The organism is Arcticibacterium sp. (assembly GCF_055134445.1).
Map to the genome: position 1 here is coordinate 1 of NZ_JBSRVI010000128.1, position 17973 is coordinate 17973.

Genomic DNA, 17973 nt, shown 5'->3' on the forward strand with positions numbered 1-17973 from the left:
AAAGTTTGCCCCCCCTTTCATTTCAGGTTTATAATCTGTAAAACGGAATCCCTTCATGCTTATAATTTTATTGCCTGTATAAATGTAAAACCAACGTTACTTATAATAAACACCTCAAAGTTTAAAATGGTTTTTAGACCTCTTCAATAATGCCAAACTAAGACCAAATATGTAGAGAATGGCACGACTATTCATCCCTATAAAAGAAGATTAAGTATATCGAAAAGTAAAGTTCACCCTGAAATATGGTAAAAAAGTGGCCATTTTTCTGAAAACATTTCCGTTTATCGAAAAGTATTGACCGCTTATCGAAAAATGTCACCGTTCACTCACCTATTGCCTCTATATTTGAATTACTAAATCGGGGGCAAAAAAACTTTGATTCCCAATTAAGAGAAAAGAATAAATGCATAAGCTAATCACATTAATTTCTGTACTGAGCTTCATCGCTGTTTCAGCTTTCGCTGGAGACAAAAAAGATGGTGCTTCTACAGAGGCTAATTCAACTGCTTCCACTGCTGTTTCTGACTTCTCTCTGAATAAAATGGAAAACAAGATTAAAATCTCTTGGTTTTCTGTAGAAGGTGCCGACTTCGAAACAATTGAATTAGAAAAAGCCGAGAACATTGAGGAATTCAAAACCATCAAAACGTTGAAAGGTTTTAATTCAAATCAGGCCTTAAGATATATCACTATGGACACTAACCCAGTAACAGGTGAAAACAACTACAGACTTAAAATGCTGAAGAAAGACGGAAGCTTTACTTACTCTGAAATAATTTCTGTAGGATATCGCGAGGTAAAAAACACACCCGCTGCTCCAACTAAGAAAGTAAATAAAAAAGACACTTTCGGTTTGTCAAAAACTAATTTCCTTAGTAAAACTTTAGTGCTTAACGCTGCTTAAAAAAGATTAAACGCTCGCTATACAAATTGCTTAAAAAACAGAGCCGTGGATGTAAAAACATCTGCGGCTCTATCTTTGTAAAAACGTTATGATTTAGTTCGTATATACAAATTCATATTTAAACCTGACGAAAGTCATTTTCACACTTCCCCGAAATTCATCCGTTTATCGAAAAGACATAGCCACTCATCGAAAAACAGCCTCCTAGCCTATTTCAGCCTACTATATTTGAATTAGCAAACGGGAAATAAAAAAAAAACCCGACGAACAATGAAAAAGGCAATCACATTAATTTCTGTTTTGAGTTTCATCACTATTTCAGCTTTTGCTGGCGACAGAAAAGATGGTGCTTCTAAAGAGGCTAATTCAACTGCTTCAATTGCTGTTTCTGACTTCTCTCTGAATAAAATGGATGACAAGATTAAAATCTCTTGGTTTTCTGTAGAAGGTACCGACTTCGAAACAATTGAATTAGAAAAAGCCGAGAACATTGAGGAATTCAAAACCATCAAAACTTTGAAAGGTTTTAATTCAAATCAGGCCTTAAGATATATTTCTATTGACACTAACCCAGTAACAGGTGAAAACAACTACAGACTTAAAATGGTGAAGAAAGACGGAAGCTTTACTTACTCTGAAATAATTTCTGTAGGATACCGCGAGGTAAAAAACACACCTGCTGCCCCAACTAACAATGTAGAGAAAAAAGACACTTTCGGTTTGTCAAAAACTCATTTCCTTAATAACACTTTAATACTTAACGCTGCTTAAAAAAGATTAAACGCTCGCTATACAAATTGCTTAAAAAACGGAGCCGTGGATATAAAAACATCTGCGGCTCTTTCTTTGTAAAAACGTTAGGATTTAGTTCGTATATACAAAATCATATTTGAACCTGACGAAAGCCATTTTCACACTTCCCCGAAATTCATCCGTTTATCGAAAAGACATAGCCACTCATCGAAAAACAGCCTCCTAGCCTATTTCAGCCTACTATATTTGAATCAGCAAACAGGAATCAAAAAAAAACTCCCGACCAACAATGAAAAAGGCATTCACATTAATTTCTGTTTTAAGTTTCATCACTATTTCAGCTTTTGCTGGCGACGGAAAAGATGGTGCTTCTACAGAGGCTAATACGGCTGCTTCCATAGTTGTTTCTCAATTCTCTCTGAATAAAATGGAAGACAAGATTAAAATATCTTGGTTCTCTGTAGAAGGTACTGACTTCGAAACAATTGAATTAGAAAAAGCCGAGAACATTGAGGAATTCAAAACCATCAAAACTTTGAAAGGTTTCAATTCAAATCAGGCCTTAAGATATATCACTATGGACACTAACCCAGTAACAGGTGAAAACAACTACAGACTTAAAATGGTGAAGAAAGACGGAAGCTTTACTTACTCTGAAGTAATTTCTGTAGGATACCGCGAGGTAAAAAACACACCCGCTGCACCAACTAAGAAAGTAGATAAAAAAGACACTTTCGGTTTGTCAAAAACTCATTTCCTTAATAACACTTTAGTCCTTAACGCAGCTTAATAATAAATCCCCTTTTTTGAATCTTGTTTAAATGAAGAAGCCACGAAATTTTCGTGGCTTCTTTGCTATATAATATTTAATTTTTCCAAAAATTCAGTCCGGCTTCTCCTACTTACCGGAATCACTTTACCTTCGACGATAAGATTACTTTCATCCACATCTTGAATCTTGGACAAATTGACCAAAAAAGAACGATGAACCCTAAAAAAACCATCACCCAACTTCTTATCTAAATCTTTTAGGGTAGAATGCACTATATAAACATTTGACTTGCTATATATCTTTACGTAATCACTTAGGTTCTCTACATAGTTAATATCACCCACCACCAAGCGAATATATTTCTTATCAACCTTAACAAAAATATTCTCGTTTTTAGGCATTCCTTTTGGTCTTTCACTGAACTTCTCTAAGGATAAAACCTTCTGAACAGCACCTTTAAACCGTGTCAGGTTGATAGGCTTTTGTATATAATCTATTATATCATATTGATAAGCCTGAAAAGCATACTCCGCACTAGAGGTAGTCATAATAACCGAAGGAGAAGTGGTTAACCTGTTTAGTAAATCAAAACCACTTAGACCTTTCATTTGAACATCTAACCAAATCAAATCAACCTCCACTGTTTCTAAGAAGAGTAAAGCCTCCTCTGCGGATTCAAAAGACTCTAAGTGATCCAAAGATTCATGGTTTTTGCATAAATGCTCCAATGTCTTTCTAGATAACAAATCATCTTCAACAATAATACTTTTTAGTTTCACTGAATCTTAATAGTTTTTTGAACCGATATACTAATAGCTAGCCTTTTAATCTATTTTCTTCTCCAAAGCTAATAAAAATGCCCATCTTAATGCCACATCTTTCAGATAATCAAATCTACCTGAAGCTCCACCATGACCAAATTCCATATTAGTTTTCAACAAAACAATATTGCCATCCGTTTTTGTATCTCTTAATTTTGCTACCCATTTAGCGGGTTCAAAATACTGCACCTGAGAATCATGCAAGCCAGTAGTAACTAGGATATTTGGATAAGCTTTAGCTTGTATGTTCTCATAGGGAGAGTAACTCTTCATATACTCATAAGCTGCCTTATCGTTGGGGTTGCCCCACTCATCATACTCGTTGGTGGTTAAAGGTATACTCTCATCTAACATGGTGTTTACCACATCCACAAAAGGTACATCGGCTATAAGTCCATGATATAAATCTGGAGCAAGATTAGCCACCGCTCCCATTAAAAGACCTCCTGCAGAACCACCATTGGCATAAAGATGCTCAGAGGAAGTATAACCTTCGGCAATTAAAAACTTTCCACAGTCGATAAAATCATTGAATGTATTCATCTTTTTCATCAACTTTCCATTCAAATACCACTGCCTGCCCATTTCTTGACCACCCCTTATATGGGCTATGGCAAAAGCGAAACCTCTATCTAATAAACTTAATCTAGAACTACTGAAAGATGCGTCCATGCTATAGCCATAGGAACCATAGGCATATTCCAACACAGGCGATTTGCCGTCTTTCTTAAATCCTTTCTTATATACGATGGAAATAGGCACTTTTACGCCGTCTCTGGCCGTAGCATACAATCTTTCTGTAACGTATTCCTCTTTATTATAACCTCCTAGTACCTCTTGCTGCTTCAGTAAAGTCTTTTCTGTAGACAGCATGTCATAATCATAAACAGAGCTCGGAGTAATCATAGAAGTATACCGATACCTTAACAGCTTACTCTCGTAATTTTCATTGGTGCTAATACTGGCATCGTAAGCAGCTTCTTCAAAAGAAATAGAGTGTACTTTACCCGTTTTCAGATCCTGGATACTCAGCTCTGTCAAGCCGTCTTTCCGCTGCTGAACAACTAGAAAATTCTTAAATTCGTCCACTTCTTCAATCAGCACTTTGGCGTCGTGTGCTCTGTATTCTTTCCAATTTTCTTTAGAAGAGGCGTTTAAGGGGGTTGACATCAGTTTGAAGTTTTCCGCTCCATCTGCATTCGTTCTTATAATAAATTTGTCGTCTAAAGCAGAAACACTGTAAAGTACATCCTTTATTCTTGGTTGGAAAACCGCAAAGACATCATTGGCTTTATCTGCATTGATGTACCTAAATTCAGAAGAAAGCGTAGCCATGGAATAAATCCAAACCCATTTCCCATTCTTACTTTTATGAATACCGATATAGTTAGACTTATCTTTCTCTTCGTATACCAAATGGTCTTTAGAAACCCCTGTTCCTAACCTATGTCTGTATATCTTCTCGGAAAGAAGCGTAACTGGATTTTTGGAGGTGTAAAAGAAAGTAACGTTATCATTGGCCCAAACGGCATCGCCTTCTGTGTTTACTATCTTATCTGACAGCAACTCACCCGTTTCCAAGTTCTTTACATAAATGGTGTATTGCCTTCTGGAAACTTCATCTACCCCAAAAGCCAAAAGCTTATTATCTTCACTAATACTCATGCCGCTTACAGCATAGTAAGCCTTTCCTTCTGCCATGGCATCCACATCCAACAGTATTTCCTCTGGATTTTCCATGGAGTCCTTTCTTCTACAATACTTATAATACTGCTTGCCCTCTTCTGTTCTGGAATAATAGTAATAACCGTTTTTAAGATAAGGTACACTTTCATCCTTCTCCTTAATCTTACTCTTCATTTCAGTAAACAGAGCTTCTTGCACGGCTTCGGTTTTGCTCATTTTTAACTTTAAATAAGCATTCTCTGCTTCCAGATAATTTATCACATGGGTGCTATCAGGTCCCTTGCCAAAAAAGTCATACATCCAGTAATATGGATCTGCCACAGCATCTCCATGAATTGTTCTAATATGTTCTTTTTTATCTGCTATGGGAGCTTTGGCATCAGGCCAGTTGTAAGACATTCTTTCAGGTTTTGGTGTACAGGCTGTTAATGCAGCAAAAATAAGGATGAGGTTTTTCATAAGCTAAAAATCTTTGACTAGTAAATGTCCTCGGTTCAAATAAAACCAAAGTTAACAAATTTAAGGTCTTATTTTAAAGCTACTTTTCTTAATCAGAAATAATTCAAAACACTTCAAAAGAATTGGATAAGGCTTCTTACTTTTAGGAAACGAGATAGCCGCCAGAATGATTAAAAAAGTACTTCTAGCTCTTTTAACCTTACACCAACTCAGTGCTCAAGAAACGTTTGTTTTGCCTGAGCAAGGCTTTCAATCAAGTGACTTAAATCCCTCATCATTATACTTTTACGAGAAAGGCAGCAATCTTAGCTTCGAGAAAATCCAAAAGGAACATTTTGAAACGTTTGCCAAAAACGTTGTGAGCGAACCATTTAAGACAGTTTGGGTAAAGTTAAAATTAGAAAACTCCAGCGATTCAAAAACGATATGTAAACTCAAGCTTTTCGAAGAATGGTGTGAAAAAGTTGAAGTTTACAGCAGACCAATAGCATCAAAGGATTCTTGGAAAATTCAGTTGGCTGGTATGATGTACCCGCTAGATTCGCTGGGAAGTGTGATAAAAAATGACAAACTAGTTTTACTAAATCGACCAGATCAAGTTGCCGTAAGTTTAGAACCACATGAAACTAGGGAGTATTATATAAAGTTCACCAAGGTATATAGACCTTTCCTAAAAATCGATCTGAGGCTTCTTTCTATATTGGAGTCTGCAAATCTACAGGTTAAGGAAAGTAAAGACAATTGGGTAACCGCTGCTTTTATGGCCATGATTGCGGTACTGTCCTTATTCAATCTGCTTTACTTTTTTATACTAAGAGACGAAGCTTATTTGTATTACTCCCTATATGGTTTTTCTGTGATTTTTGCAGCCACTGTTATGGACAAGTACTGCCTTTTTATGTACCAGCTTTTCTATCAAAACAATACTTTTATACAGCCTTGGGTTTACGTATTTGCTGGTGTTTTAAGCCCAGCACTTTACACACAGTTTTCAAGGTCTTTTCTACAAACCAAAAAACGCTTCCCGAGACTCGACAAAATCTTAGTTTTTCTTATTTTCTGGATTCTTTTTACAACACTCTTATCTGGAATAAATTTCATTCAAACGGGTAGGCAGTTTATGCCTAACATTCCGTTTTCTTCGTTTATGGTTCTTTTAGGACTTCTTTATGTAGTTCAAGTAATCATGGTTTTAAAAAGCAAAGAAGTCCATGATAAGTTCCTTTTGGCCGGCATAGGTATTTTGTTGCTTTGCATATTGCCAAATTATGTCTACGAATTGTTTCATCCTGATTCTATTTATGGAACTCCTTCTTTTATGGGTTCTTTCAGCTTTCTGCAATTGGGTACAGTACTCGAAATGGTCATTTTCGCATTGGGCTTAGGGTTTAGAACACGTCAATTAAAAAAGGATAAGCAGCACTTTGAAGATTTGGATGCTTTGAAAAGCAATTTTTTCACCAATATTTCCCATGAGTTTCGCACACCGCTAATGTTGATAAAAGGACCACTGGAACAGTTGCGTAAAAAAATGGAATCCAAAGCGGATATAAATCTAGTGGATTTAGCACAATCCAATTCAGATAGATTATTGAGCATGATCAATCAGATATTGGATCTTTCGAAGTTGGATGCTAATAAAATGAAATTAGACAGGAAATTAGTCAATGTTGTCCCTGCCCTGAAAAGTATGTTCTATTCCTTCGAGTCACTGGCTTTAAAAAAAGGCATCACTTTAAATTTTGAGACTAGCGAGGATGTTTTGGAGATGGCTGTGGATATGCAAAAAATGGAAACCATTTTCGTTAACCTCATTTTCAATGCCATAAAATACTCCGATAAACAAGGGCTTATTATTTTCCAAATTTCAAAACAAAAGCAACATGTTTTTTTCAATGTTATAGATACAGGAAACGGAATAGCAACGGAAGATATAGGCAATATTTTTGACAGGTTTTACCAAAAAGATATTTCAAGTCAGGAAAATACAAATTTTGGAATTGGTTTGGCTTTGGTAAAAGAACTGGTTTTGCTTCATAAAGGACAAATTTCAGTAAAATCAAAAGTAGGAAAAGGAAGCACTTTTGAAGTAAAATTGCCTCTTATTACCGCAGGTTTTGAAAAAGAAACAGATTTACATGAAATCAATACAGGACATCTTACAGAATTTATCATTGAAAGTGCTGAAGAGCATATTGCACAGGAATATAGCCTACTATTGATTGAAGATAATCTGGAAGTCCGTTCTTTTATTAAGTCACAATTGTTAAAAAAATACAAAGTGGCAGAAGCAGAAAATGGAACAGAGGGCATTAAAATAGCAAAGAAGATTCAACCAGATTTAATCATTTCTGACGTAATGATGCCTGGTAAAAATGGCTATGAGGTAACGTCCATTTTGAAAAATGACATAAAAACAAGCCATATTCCCATCATTTTGTTGACTGCCAAGGCAAACCAAACTGAAAAAATGGAAGGTTTAGACATGGGTGCAGACGCCTATCTTACTAAGCCATTTTCACAAGACGAACTTGAAGTACGGATTGACAACCTCATTAAGTTAAGAAAAGAACTACGTACCCGTTTTGCTGGAACAGTTCAAATAAAACCTACCGAAGTTTCCGTCAATTCTGTTGACCAGGAATTCATAGAAAAGCTAATGGCCATCGTTGAAGAAAACATTCCGAATGAAGACTTTTCAGTGGCAATTTTGGCAAAAGAAATTGGCATAAGTAGTCCACATTTAAACAGAAAGCTCAGGTCATTAATAAGCCAATCTACCAATGAATTCATCCAATCTGTGAGATTAGAAAGAGCCGCAGAATTACTCCAAAAAAAAACTGGTAACGTTTCTGAAATTGCTTTTCAAACTGGCTTTGGAAGTACTGCTTATTTTGTTTCTACTTTCAAAAAACGCTTTGGTATGCCGCCAGGTGAATACAAAAAGCAATTCTAAGCCGCTCCATGCACGGATTCTTATATCAATTGATAGGATATTGATATGAGCGAAGCTTAAGTCTTTCTCAATTTTGCCTAGTACAAATGTATGGAGGCATCATGCATTCATGATGGGAAAACTAAACGCTCTAAATACTTTAAACATGAAAATTAATTTAAAAAAGCATGGGATAATAATTCTAATGTCACTGCTGCCTTTTTTTGTATTGGCTGTCCCCGTTGCTGGAGTTAGTCCTGACTCTAATGCCCCAAAATCCTTAGGGACATTTATAAATGGAAAGCTTCAGAGTAATAATACAGAATTCTTAAACTTAAAAAACAAAGCGACATTGGTCTTGACCAAAAGTGCGGTGTCCAACATCTCCAAATCAGTTTCTACTTTAGGCCTGCCTATGATGCTGGAAAAAGACGACATTGCTCGGATTTCCGCCCCAAGAAACTCATGGCTGACCTTTCTTGACAACGACATCAATATAAGTATGGATATTGGGATTGAAGATGCCTCAAACGCTCAAAACTGGATCCTTCCCAATAATATACTAGATATTTTCCAATCATACTATAATGAAGATTTTATTCCTACAGAAGAAGTTCCACTTGACCTCCAATTTCCGGCGGCTAATAAGGTGGTAAAGTCCACCTATCTAGATGTTGCTAATAATGAGAGTGACTTATTTGAACATTATTTCATTGGGGATGATGCCCTTAATTTTTTAGGCAATAGTTATTACTACTATTTGGATGGTGGCGAAGACGCCTTTGATGCCGTAGATTATAAATTTACAGATATACCGCTAGCTCTGGGAGACACTTATTCGTACATAGAAGATGAGGTTTCTCAGCCTTTCATTGGATTACGCTACTACAACAGAACAAAAACAGTTGATGCTTTTGGCACTATAGAAACGCCCTATGGCACTTTCGAGTGTTTAAGAATAAATTTTATAACAGATTTATATTCAAGACCGGATATCTCAAGTTCCTACACTTTTAATAAAAGTTATAAATCAGTCGCATTTGTTACTAAAAGTGGACATTACATCTCCGCAAATGTTTCTGGAAAAGCAGGAAATGTAACCCTAAGTGAAATTGAATTTAGGGTGATAGCTCCTACAGGTATATTAAGTCCCGTGGAAACGGTGCAAATTAATAATGATGGAGATGGCGTTTTGATAAGTAATACCGGTGTATATATAGACGTACTTACCAAGACTGCTGACCCAGACGCTATTCTGGATATAGAAAGCGATGATAAAGGTATCATGATTCCAAGATTGGAAGAATATAACCGCCCTCTTGATCCAAATGAAGGGCTTTTGATTTACCAAATTGACAATGACCCTGGATTCTATTACTACGATGGGTATGACTGGACAAGGCTTGACAATACTACGCCTACACCTTCAGCCAGAAAAGCTGCCACGAACTCACAAGAGATAACCAAACTAGCCAAAAGAGGACTTGGGGCATTAATAAATGGTTATGCAAAAGTCGAAATTGGAGAACTTGGGAACTTGAGTGCGGACGAATTCTTAATAAACCTACAGCCAGAGGGCAATTGCAATGGTCTCTATATTTCTAAAAAAACACCTACTTACTTTGAAGTGAAAGAACTAAATAATGGTACAGCCAATGTAAAATTTGGATGGAACCTTAACGAAATCTAAAAGCAATCAATATGAAAAAATTAAGCCTCATTTTAACGCTGATTATATCTACCTCAACTGCCTTTGCACAGTCGGTCTCCTACTTTGGCGTTTTCGCTGGTGCCGCTGGTCAAAATGCCGACAATTTGCAAAGAGCTTCCGCTTTGGGCTATAATGCCCGTGTTTCTGTCAATGATGGTTTAGTCTTAGGCGACACCACATTAGTAAAAGTAGGAATCGGCATGTCGAATCCACAATATCGTCTAGATGTAAAAGGGGTATTCAATATGCGAGTGGCCTATAATGCTCCTTCTATGAAGATTAATGACCGTAATTTCTTGGAATTGGACAATGAAGGTCAATTTGTCTTAAATGAGTTCAAAATTAAATATGCGAATGAAGGCCTCTGGTCTGATAAAGTTTTTGAAAAAGACTATCCTTTAATGTCATTAAAGGAAGTTTCAGATTTCATTAAAGTGAATGAGCATCTGCCAAATATTCCTTCTGCTAAAGAAGTGGTAAAAGAAGGCGTTTCTATGCATGAGATGGTTTCTAAACTGTTAGAAAAAGTAGAAGAACTGACGCTGTATACCATACAACAGCAGAGGGAGATTGAGGGTTTGAAAAAGAAAATTGAAGATGTCCATTATTAGAAAAATCCCAGCTTGGCTTATTTCTGGAATTCTATTAGGACATTCCTTTCCAATTATTGAAGGTATTCCTAATGGAATTTTAGCATGGTTTGCTTTTGTGCCTTTTCTCCTTGATGTCCGAAAGGAAAAGACTTTTGGCAAATTCATGCTAGAATCCTTTCTGTTAATCCTCATTTACTTATTTTTAGATGTTTGGTGGGTAGGCTATTATAAGATTCATTATATGATCATGGGGGGTTTGGATATAGCCCCATTTTATTTAATCCCATTTATTGCATTCTATCTCATCAAAAAGAGATATACATGGCAAATAGCTGCTTTTTCTCTCCCTTTCCTTTGGACCATAAACGATTGGGGTTTGCATCTTTTGCCCCACAGCATGCAAGTTTATCTACTTCCCTATTCTCAGTCTAATAATATCTGGCTTATTCAGTTTGTAGATATCTTCGGTATGTACGGCATCAGTTTTTGGCTCATTCTAATGAACGTTCTTTTAGCCATGGCCATTGATAAAAAGACTAAAATTGCCTTTTTGAAACCGGGTTTGGCCTTAGCCGCTCCTCTTATATATTCCTTTTGGTCAATGGAAATAAACCCTAAAGGTATCACGGGTTTGGGTAATCTTAAAAGTAAAGTCACCATTATACAGACCAATCAGGACAGCTACGCTACACCTGGCAAAAAAAATGGTCAAATGCTGTTAGACGAAATCTTTAGCCTCTCTGATTCTGCCGTTCGTAGAGATGGACCCGACTTGCTGGTTTTGCCCGAGGCTACCATTCCGTACGCCCTTTTGCAGGACAAGAACATATTAAATTTCACCAAAGAGGCTATAGCCAATTGGCAAACTTCAGTGGCCATAGGCTTTGTAGAACATCCTAACAGCAATAACCAACATTTTTATAAGAACAATGCTCTCGTTTTTACACCACAACTCGCCACAAATTGGGATACTTTAAATATTCAGGCAGAAGACGTAAAAGTGTATCAAAAGGAACATGGACTGCCATTTGCGGAAATTACACCTTACTTTAATGATCTGCCTACATCACGAGGCCAGGCAATGCTTAAAGGAAACAAACCTTATACTTTTAAATATGGAAATTTTGACGGAGACCAATTCCAAGTGGCACTTTCTATTTGTTGGGAGCAATTATTCCCTGAAAAAATAGCTAGTCTGGTAGATAACGGAGCTCAGTTTATAGCCCTCATGAATAATGACGCATGGTTTGGCAAAACACCAGGCTCTTTTCAATTACAAAGTTTTACAAGAATAAGAGCCATTGAAAACCGCCGAAGTATTGTCAGAAGCTCCAATGGCGGCATTTCTTGTTTTATAGACCCGTTTGGTAGAATTTATGGAAAACTCCCATGGTACACCGCTACTTTTGGTACGCAAGAGGTAGAAATGGTTTCTAAGAAAAGTTTTTTCAGTAAGCATCCAGAGTGGTTTCCAAAGTTTTGTGGATTAGGAATACTTTTACTTTTAGGATTATTCCGCTTCCAAAAAAGGGAATAGCATCCTTTTAATCCTGTATCTTTGCAGCAGCTAATTCCCTTTTATGATTGTTATTACTCCTGTTAAAGATTCTTTAGGTACTTCCAAACAAACTATTGCTAATATTGCTCAGGCCAAAGGCCGTTTTCAATACTTTGTTTTCAATGATTTCAGTGGTTCTGAAACAACGGACTTCTTGGAGAAAAACCAGAATGAATTCAATTACAAGCATATCAATCTGGCGGAAATAGTAGATACACCTTCGCCGAATTACATCACGGTTTTGAGAATGGCTCAGAAAATGGCCTTAGAACAAAACACGCATTTGCTCATTATAGAGTCCGATGTACTGGTAAAAAAAGAGACCATTGCGGAGCTAAACAAATTAGCTGACGAACTAGACAATGTGGGAATGATAGGCTCTGTAACTACAGATATAGATGGCACCATAAACTTTCCGTATAAAAACATCAGCAAATCAGATGGCGATTTATTTACCACCAAAAGAAGCTTAAGTTTCTGCTGCACCGTATTGTGCAATAGATTCCTAAAAGCATACGACTTCCACACCTTAAACCCCGAGAAAGATTGGTTTGATGTAAGCATCTCCAAAATGTCTCGTACACTGGGCTTCCTTAATTACCTTTCAAATGACCTTTCTGTAATTCACCTTCCCCATTCTAGTAGACCATGGAAAATGGAAAAATATTCTAATCCCTTAAAATACTATTTTAAAAAGTACTTCTTAGGAAGAGATAAAATCTAATAAAACACTAGAATTTAAGTCTTAAACCAGTAATCTAAACTATCCAACTAAGATAGTTTTTAATAAAATCAACGTTTTTCAAGATTAAGCTTTATAAAGTTGAGATTTACATAAAAACCTTCTTAAACACCTCTAAAGCAGCCATGAGGAGCATGATATCCGGCATGATATACCGGTATTTCATAGGTATTTTCTTCATTTCCAAAACAAATTTATTTGTAAAACGGAATAAATTTAGCAAAAAACATATCAACATACATAAACCTTTTGTGCATTTTATTCTTTAAATAATCATATTTCCTAAAAAAAACAAAAAGCTCAATGGGCAATAGCCCATAAAAATATTTTTCTACTAGCTTTACCACATAAACTTATTGAAATGAAAAAAATAACAATCCTATTAAGCATTCTGCTTACATTTTCTCTTACAGAAAGTTCAGCTCAAAAGCTGAAAAAAATCTTTAATGGTAAAAACCTTGACGGCTGGGTCGTGCCTAATCCTAACCATGACAACTGGACCGTATCTGACGGCCTGCTGGTAGTAAAAAGTTCAGACGACCGTAAAGGCAGTATTCTATGGACAGAAAAATCATATACCGACTTTGTGATAGAAGTGGAATACAAAAACACTTTTGGTATTGTAGACTCTGGCATTTTCCTAAGGTCTGATAAAGACCAGATTCAGATTGGTATCTCTGGCTCAAAGAAAAGAGACCTTACCGGCTCTCCCTATATCCCTGGAAAAGGTTACCCTAAAGAAGCCGACATCAGTGGCCTTAAAGCCGACGATTGGAACACCATGAAAGTAAAAGTAACTGGCAATACCTATATGGTATGGCTAAATGGTAAAGAAGTGATGAACTACACCTCTGAGGATATTCCTGCTAAGGGCCCAGTAGGCATTCAGCTACACCCAAAAAACGAAATGGGTATAAACTATAGAAGTATTAAGCTGACTGAGATTTAAAACTGACTTAAAATTATTTCTTTTAAAAACCACCTCTTGAGGTGGTTTTTCTCATTAAACGCCAGCCTCACTATTCTTTCAATTATATTAATTTGTGCACTTTTACGCTTAGTATATCCGACTTACTAAGTAATCAAAAAATAGAAATCCATGTTGAAACTACTCAGATTTTTAAAATTTATGGGGATAGGTTTATTCTCTTTGCTGATCGTATTCTTCAGCTTCGTTTTTTTTCCATTTCCTTCTATAGATTTTGAAGCAAAAACGTATGACAACCTACTGTTAGAAAACATTAACATCATTGATGTAGAAAATGACTCACTGCTAAAAAGCCAACACGTACTCATTTCTAACAATACCATAAAAAGCATTTCAGATAGTGCTATTTCTCATGATTTAAAGAACCTCCACATTGTAAATGGCAAGGATAAATACCTCATTCCAGCACTTTGGGACATGCACGCTCATTTGATTAAACAATCTCCAAATAGTGCCTACCCAGAATATGTAATAAATGGAGTTATGCATTTAAGAGATATGCGAGGTGCTTATGACAGCAAAGACTCTTTTGCCTCTACACCAGAAAAAATTAAGAAATGGAATAAGATGGTTCACGCTAATGAACTCTTGGGTCCTAAAGTTCATAGCCTTCCCAGTTTCGCCGTTGAGGGTCCGAGTGCTATGTTTGATGGCTTTCCAGAATTTTATAACTGCTCTAATGAAAAAGAAGCTAAAGAGCTAATCCGTTATTTTAAGAAACATGAAATTGATTTAATTAAGACCTATAATAACATTCCTCGTGAGGCATTTTTCGCTCTTATGAAAGAGGCACAGTTAGCTGGAATTGATGTGGCAGGCCATAAACCTGTTAGAGTTAGTACAATGGAAGCTAGTAATGCAGGCATCAAGAGTTTGGAGCACGCAAGATTTTTACTCTGGGATAGCTTTAAAGGTTCTGATGAATTAAGAAATGAGCCAAATCCAAAACAACATGATAATACAGCACTGAGAAAGAAAATGCTTGTGGAGCATGATACATTGCTCTTGCATAAAAATCTAGCAGTAATGAAAAACAATAAGACGTATTACTGCCCCACCCACCTCACTAGAAAGTCTGATGCCTTTGCCGATGATTTAACATTTAGGGCAAGATATGATAATATAAACCCCATTTTACGTTTTTTATCATTTGAAGATTTAGATGCCACTATACAAGAAGACACCAGTTCACTAGGCCGGCTGGTTTATAAAGATTTCTACTCAAAAGGACTAGAAATAACTAAAACAGCGAACAAAAAAGAAGTTAAGATTCTTGCAGGAGCCGACGTTCCTGAGTTACCAGGAAGCTCATTGATTGACGAACTTCAAGAACTTTCGGCCGCAGGACTTTCTGGCTTTGACGTTTTAAAAACAGCTACGCTTTATCCTGCAGAGTACTTTAAGGTTCAAGACAAACTTGGTACTGTAAACGAAAACAAAACTGCTGACCTGGTAATCCTATCTAAAAACCCACTCGATAAAGCTTCAAATCTAAAGGCTGTAGATGGAATAATTTCTAATGGACGATATATCGATAGTGATAACATAAATCAGATTAAGGAGAAAGTACATTCTCGTAACCAAAGCTGGAGCATGTCTGCAAAACTAATTTGGGACATATTTTTATTTATGATTAAATAAAGCTTCGTCTTAAATTATCATAGCGGAAGTAGGACTAAATAGAAACAAATAAGGGTTCACCTAACTTAAAGGAACCTTATCTCAAATGTCATTTTTTCTATATTTCTAGCTAAGGAAACGCTATTTTCCAAATAAACCACTATGGACTCAAAGTCCATAGTTTTAGTTCAGACTGAAAGTCTGCCTATTCGACGATAAAATTAGTATTATTACTTTCATTTGGATTTCTATGATACTCCAAATATTCGTTGACCATTTCATCCGTAATATTAACCGTACTCCATCAGCCAAAGCCTATTGCCCAGAAATGGCGACCCCAATAACGCTTCTTCAATTCAGGGAACTCCATTTGCAATTTCCTCGATGAACGCCCCTTTAGTAGTTTAACCCATTGACTTATCGATTGAGAAGGGCGGTATTCCAGATGCATGTGTACATGATCTTTTGATACTACTCCCTTCAATATTTGAACTCCCTCTGCCTCACAAATTTGTATTAACAAAGTGCGACACCGTAACTTGATATCTCCCCCTAGAACGGCATGACGATATTTAGTCGACCATACTATTATGAACTGTAAGTCTTGAAATACTATGCCCGTTTGATCTTTGAAAATCCATATACCAAAATAGCACATTTTTAGAAGCTGAAAGCAAAATGCAATAAATTGCATAGTTTTAACTATTTCTGAGACCAATAAAAATTGAAGTTTCCCGATAAATAATAGGAGCAACAATGACATTATGGAAAAGCTTCGTGTATCACTTAAGCTTAACTATCAGGAAATTGTTGAAATACTTAAACTGCTTGATTTCTCAATCACCAAGGCGAATTAGGAGCCATCTTCCGTAATAAGGATCATAAAAAATTTAAACCATGCGGCGACCAGACTCTGCGAAATTTTCTAAATGGCTTGATTATTTATAAAAGGGAGCCGAAGCCGGAATAAATTAATCTCATTGAAGATTTATCTCCCTAACATAGGGAATAGCCTTTTGATATCCTCTTCATTGGGTTGGCTACCATATTCGCAAATTTCAAAGGATTCCGCAAAACTTACTTTCTCGGCTTTGCTTTTTCCATACCATTTTTCAAGACTGGCTTTTACGGAGGGAGATATGCCATTTCCTCTTAGTTTTTTCAACCACTCCAGTCTTTCTGCCTGACCTTTGGGTACTTTATCAGCGTATTGGCCAATCCAAGGCAGCCATTCATAGAACTGAGATTGATGAGCATCCAAACTATAAACTTTTTTATCAATGACACTGGAAATGTCAATGGCTATATCCGCTTGAAAGGGGTTTGGCTTTTTGAAATTATCCTGAAAATAAAGAAATACCGGGTTTTTATTCAGGGGAGGGGTGTCGGGGGCAATATTGGGTACTCCAACCATAAAGGCGGCATCCTGAACTAAAATTCCTGTATAGCGATGATCTGGATGATAATCATTTGACCTTGGTGCAATAACTACGTCCGCATTCCAATCTCTGATTCTTTTGATAATTTCCAGACGAATGGCTAAAGTAGGAAGTAATTCTCCATCATGATTATCCAAGACTTCATAAGTAACCCCGAGTCTTTTTGAAACTTCTTTGGTTTCGAGAAGTCTTCTCTGTGCAAGCATCCCACCACCTTCGCTCATATGACCAGCATCTCCGTTAGTGACTGATAAAAATTTAACCTTATGTCCCATAGCAACAAAAAGTGCAGCCGTACCTCCTGATTTAATGTCACAATCGTCAGGGTGTGCACCAATCATAATTATCTGAAGAGGTTTGTCCTGTGCGACAATCGAGTTAATGCATAAAAGCATTAAAATATAAAGTAAGAATTGTTTTTTCATAGGGTTAAATAAAATATACAGAATGAAATTATACAATTCTCTCGGAATATTAATTAGATAGGCATGTTAATATATAAGGAATCACGTTGAGAATAATCTCTAAATATAGAATTTTGAAAGCTCAGTCTGCCGATTTTTCGGCCGATAGGAGGACAGGCAGGTATTCATAACAGATTTTGGGCTTTCTCGTAAATAACCGGGGTGAGAATCCTCTCTAAAAATAGAGAATTGAAAGTATACCACATCGTAGGCCTGCTCCTACCCAAAAACTTGTTTTTTTTATAAATACTGTATTATCAAAGAACTAAAGGGAATTACAAAATTCCATGATGACTTAGAAATCACTTCATTTGAGAATCCTCTTCAATTTAGTTCAAAAAACTATCAGAAGGAAGCTTAGTCTGCCGTTTTATCAATCGCCAAGAGGACTGGTATCTATTCACAATCAGAATCTATGAGTTTATATTGATTCATAGCTGAAAATAATCTCTAATTTCGTTCCGGTAAAATAGCCCAGCCTGTCGAATGGTAAGTATTAAAATGGAAAGGAAAAGGATTTATTGA

General features: G+C 36.4%; 13 protein-coding genes and 2 pseudogenes. 11 read left to right on the forward strand and 4 right to left on the reverse strand.

The features are described from left to right. Positions 1 to 406: 406 nt before the first annotated feature. The 3 genes from ACTBZY_RS16540 to ACTBZY_RS16550 all read left to right on the forward strand — a co-directional run bounded on the left by ACTBZY_RS16540 (position 407) and on the right by ACTBZY_RS16550 (position 2450). On the forward strand, positions 407 to 907 hold the full coding sequence (locus ACTBZY_RS16540; RefSeq protein ID WP_463047458.1) for a hypothetical protein: 501 nt from the start codon (positions 407 to 409) through the stop codon (positions 905 to 907). Between the two features lie 270 nt (positions 908 to 1177). Next, positions 1178 to 1678 carry a hypothetical protein gene (locus ACTBZY_RS16545; RefSeq protein WP_463047459.1) on the forward strand — a complete coding sequence of 167 codons (501 nt, stop codon included), beginning with the start codon at positions 1178 to 1180 and terminating at the stop codon, positions 1676 to 1678. Between the two features lie 271 nt (positions 1679 to 1949). Further along, positions 1950 to 2450, forward strand: coding sequence for a hypothetical protein (locus ACTBZY_RS16550; RefSeq protein ID WP_463047460.1), 501 nt, complete (start codon positions 1950 to 1952; stop codon positions 2448 to 2450). A gap of 65 nt (positions 2451 to 2515) precedes the next feature. On the opposite strand, the gene ACTBZY_RS16555 is transcribed toward ACTBZY_RS16550, so the two are convergent. Together ACTBZY_RS16555 and ACTBZY_RS16560 are read right to left on the reverse strand one after the other, a co-directional pair. Continuing rightward, the gene (locus tag ACTBZY_RS16555) at positions 2516 to 3211 is read right to left on the reverse strand and encodes a LytR/AlgR family response regulator transcription factor (RefSeq protein WP_463047461.1); all 696 of its coding nucleotides are present in this window, start codon (positions 3209 to 3211) and stop codon (positions 2516 to 2518) included. A 45-nt stretch (positions 3212 to 3256) separates the two neighbouring features. Further along, a complete protein-coding gene (locus ACTBZY_RS16560) occupies positions 3257 to 5398 on the reverse strand; it encodes a S9 family peptidase (protein WP_463047462.1) in 2142 nt (713 codons plus the stop codon). Positions 5399 to 5564: 166 nt separating this feature from the next. Between ACTBZY_RS16560 and ACTBZY_RS16565 the strand changes: the two genes are divergently transcribed. The 7 genes from ACTBZY_RS16565 (at position 5565) to ACTBZY_RS16595 (ending at position 15566) form a co-directional block, all read left to right on the forward strand. Next, entirely contained in the window at positions 5565 to 8354 is a 2790-nt protein-coding gene (locus ACTBZY_RS16565; RefSeq protein WP_463047463.1) for a response regulator, read from the forward strand. 145 nt (positions 8355 to 8499) lie between these two features. After that, positions 8500 to 10023, forward strand: a complete 1524-nt coding sequence (locus tag ACTBZY_RS16570) for a hypothetical protein (protein WP_463047464.1) — start codon at positions 8500 to 8502, stop codon at positions 10021 to 10023. 11 nt (positions 10024 to 10034) lie between these two features. Beyond that, positions 10035 to 10655 (forward strand): hypothetical protein, encoded by a 621-nt coding sequence (locus tag ACTBZY_RS16575; protein WP_463047465.1) that lies wholly within the window; start codon positions 10035 to 10037, stop codon positions 10653 to 10655. Beyond that, positions 10642 to 12174: an apolipoprotein N-acyltransferase gene (gene lnt / locus ACTBZY_RS16580; protein WP_463047466.1), complete on the forward strand. Its 1533-nt coding sequence runs from the start codon at positions 10642 to 10644 to the stop codon at positions 12172 to 12174. Before ACTBZY_RS16575 ends, lnt begins: the two co-directional genes overlap by 14 nt. 43 nt (positions 12175 to 12217) lie before the next feature. Further along, entirely contained in the window at positions 12218 to 12919 is a 702-nt protein-coding gene (locus tag ACTBZY_RS16585) for a glycosyltransferase family 2 protein (RefSeq protein WP_463047467.1), read from the forward strand. 379 nt (positions 12920 to 13298) lie between these two features. After that, positions 13299 to 13886, forward strand: coding sequence for a 3-keto-disaccharide hydrolase (locus ACTBZY_RS16590; protein ID WP_463047468.1), 588 nt, complete (start codon positions 13299 to 13301; stop codon positions 13884 to 13886). A 150-nt stretch (positions 13887 to 14036) separates the two neighbouring features. Beyond that, a complete protein-coding gene (locus tag ACTBZY_RS16595) occupies positions 14037 to 15566 on the forward strand; it encodes an amidohydrolase family protein (protein WP_463047469.1) in 1530 nt (509 codons plus the stop codon). Positions 15567 to 15750: 184 nt separating this feature from the next. Here the strand turns inward: ACTBZY_RS16595 and tnpA are convergent. Then, positions 15751 to 16186: pseudogene (gene tnpA, locus ACTBZY_RS16600) on the reverse strand (IS200/IS605 family transposase). Positions 16187 to 16309: 123 nt separating this feature from the next. Between tnpA and ACTBZY_RS16605 the strand changes: the two are divergent. After that, positions 16310 to 16515: pseudogene (locus tag ACTBZY_RS16605) on the forward strand (DUF1456 family protein). 18 nt (positions 16516 to 16533) lie between these two features. On the opposite strand, the gene ACTBZY_RS16610 reads toward ACTBZY_RS16605, so the two are convergent. Further along, on the reverse strand, positions 16534 to 17409 hold the full coding sequence (locus ACTBZY_RS16610; protein ID WP_463047470.1) for a PIG-L family deacetylase: 876 nt from the start codon (positions 17407 to 17409) through the stop codon (positions 16534 to 16536). Positions 17410 to 17973 lie beyond the last annotated feature (564 nt).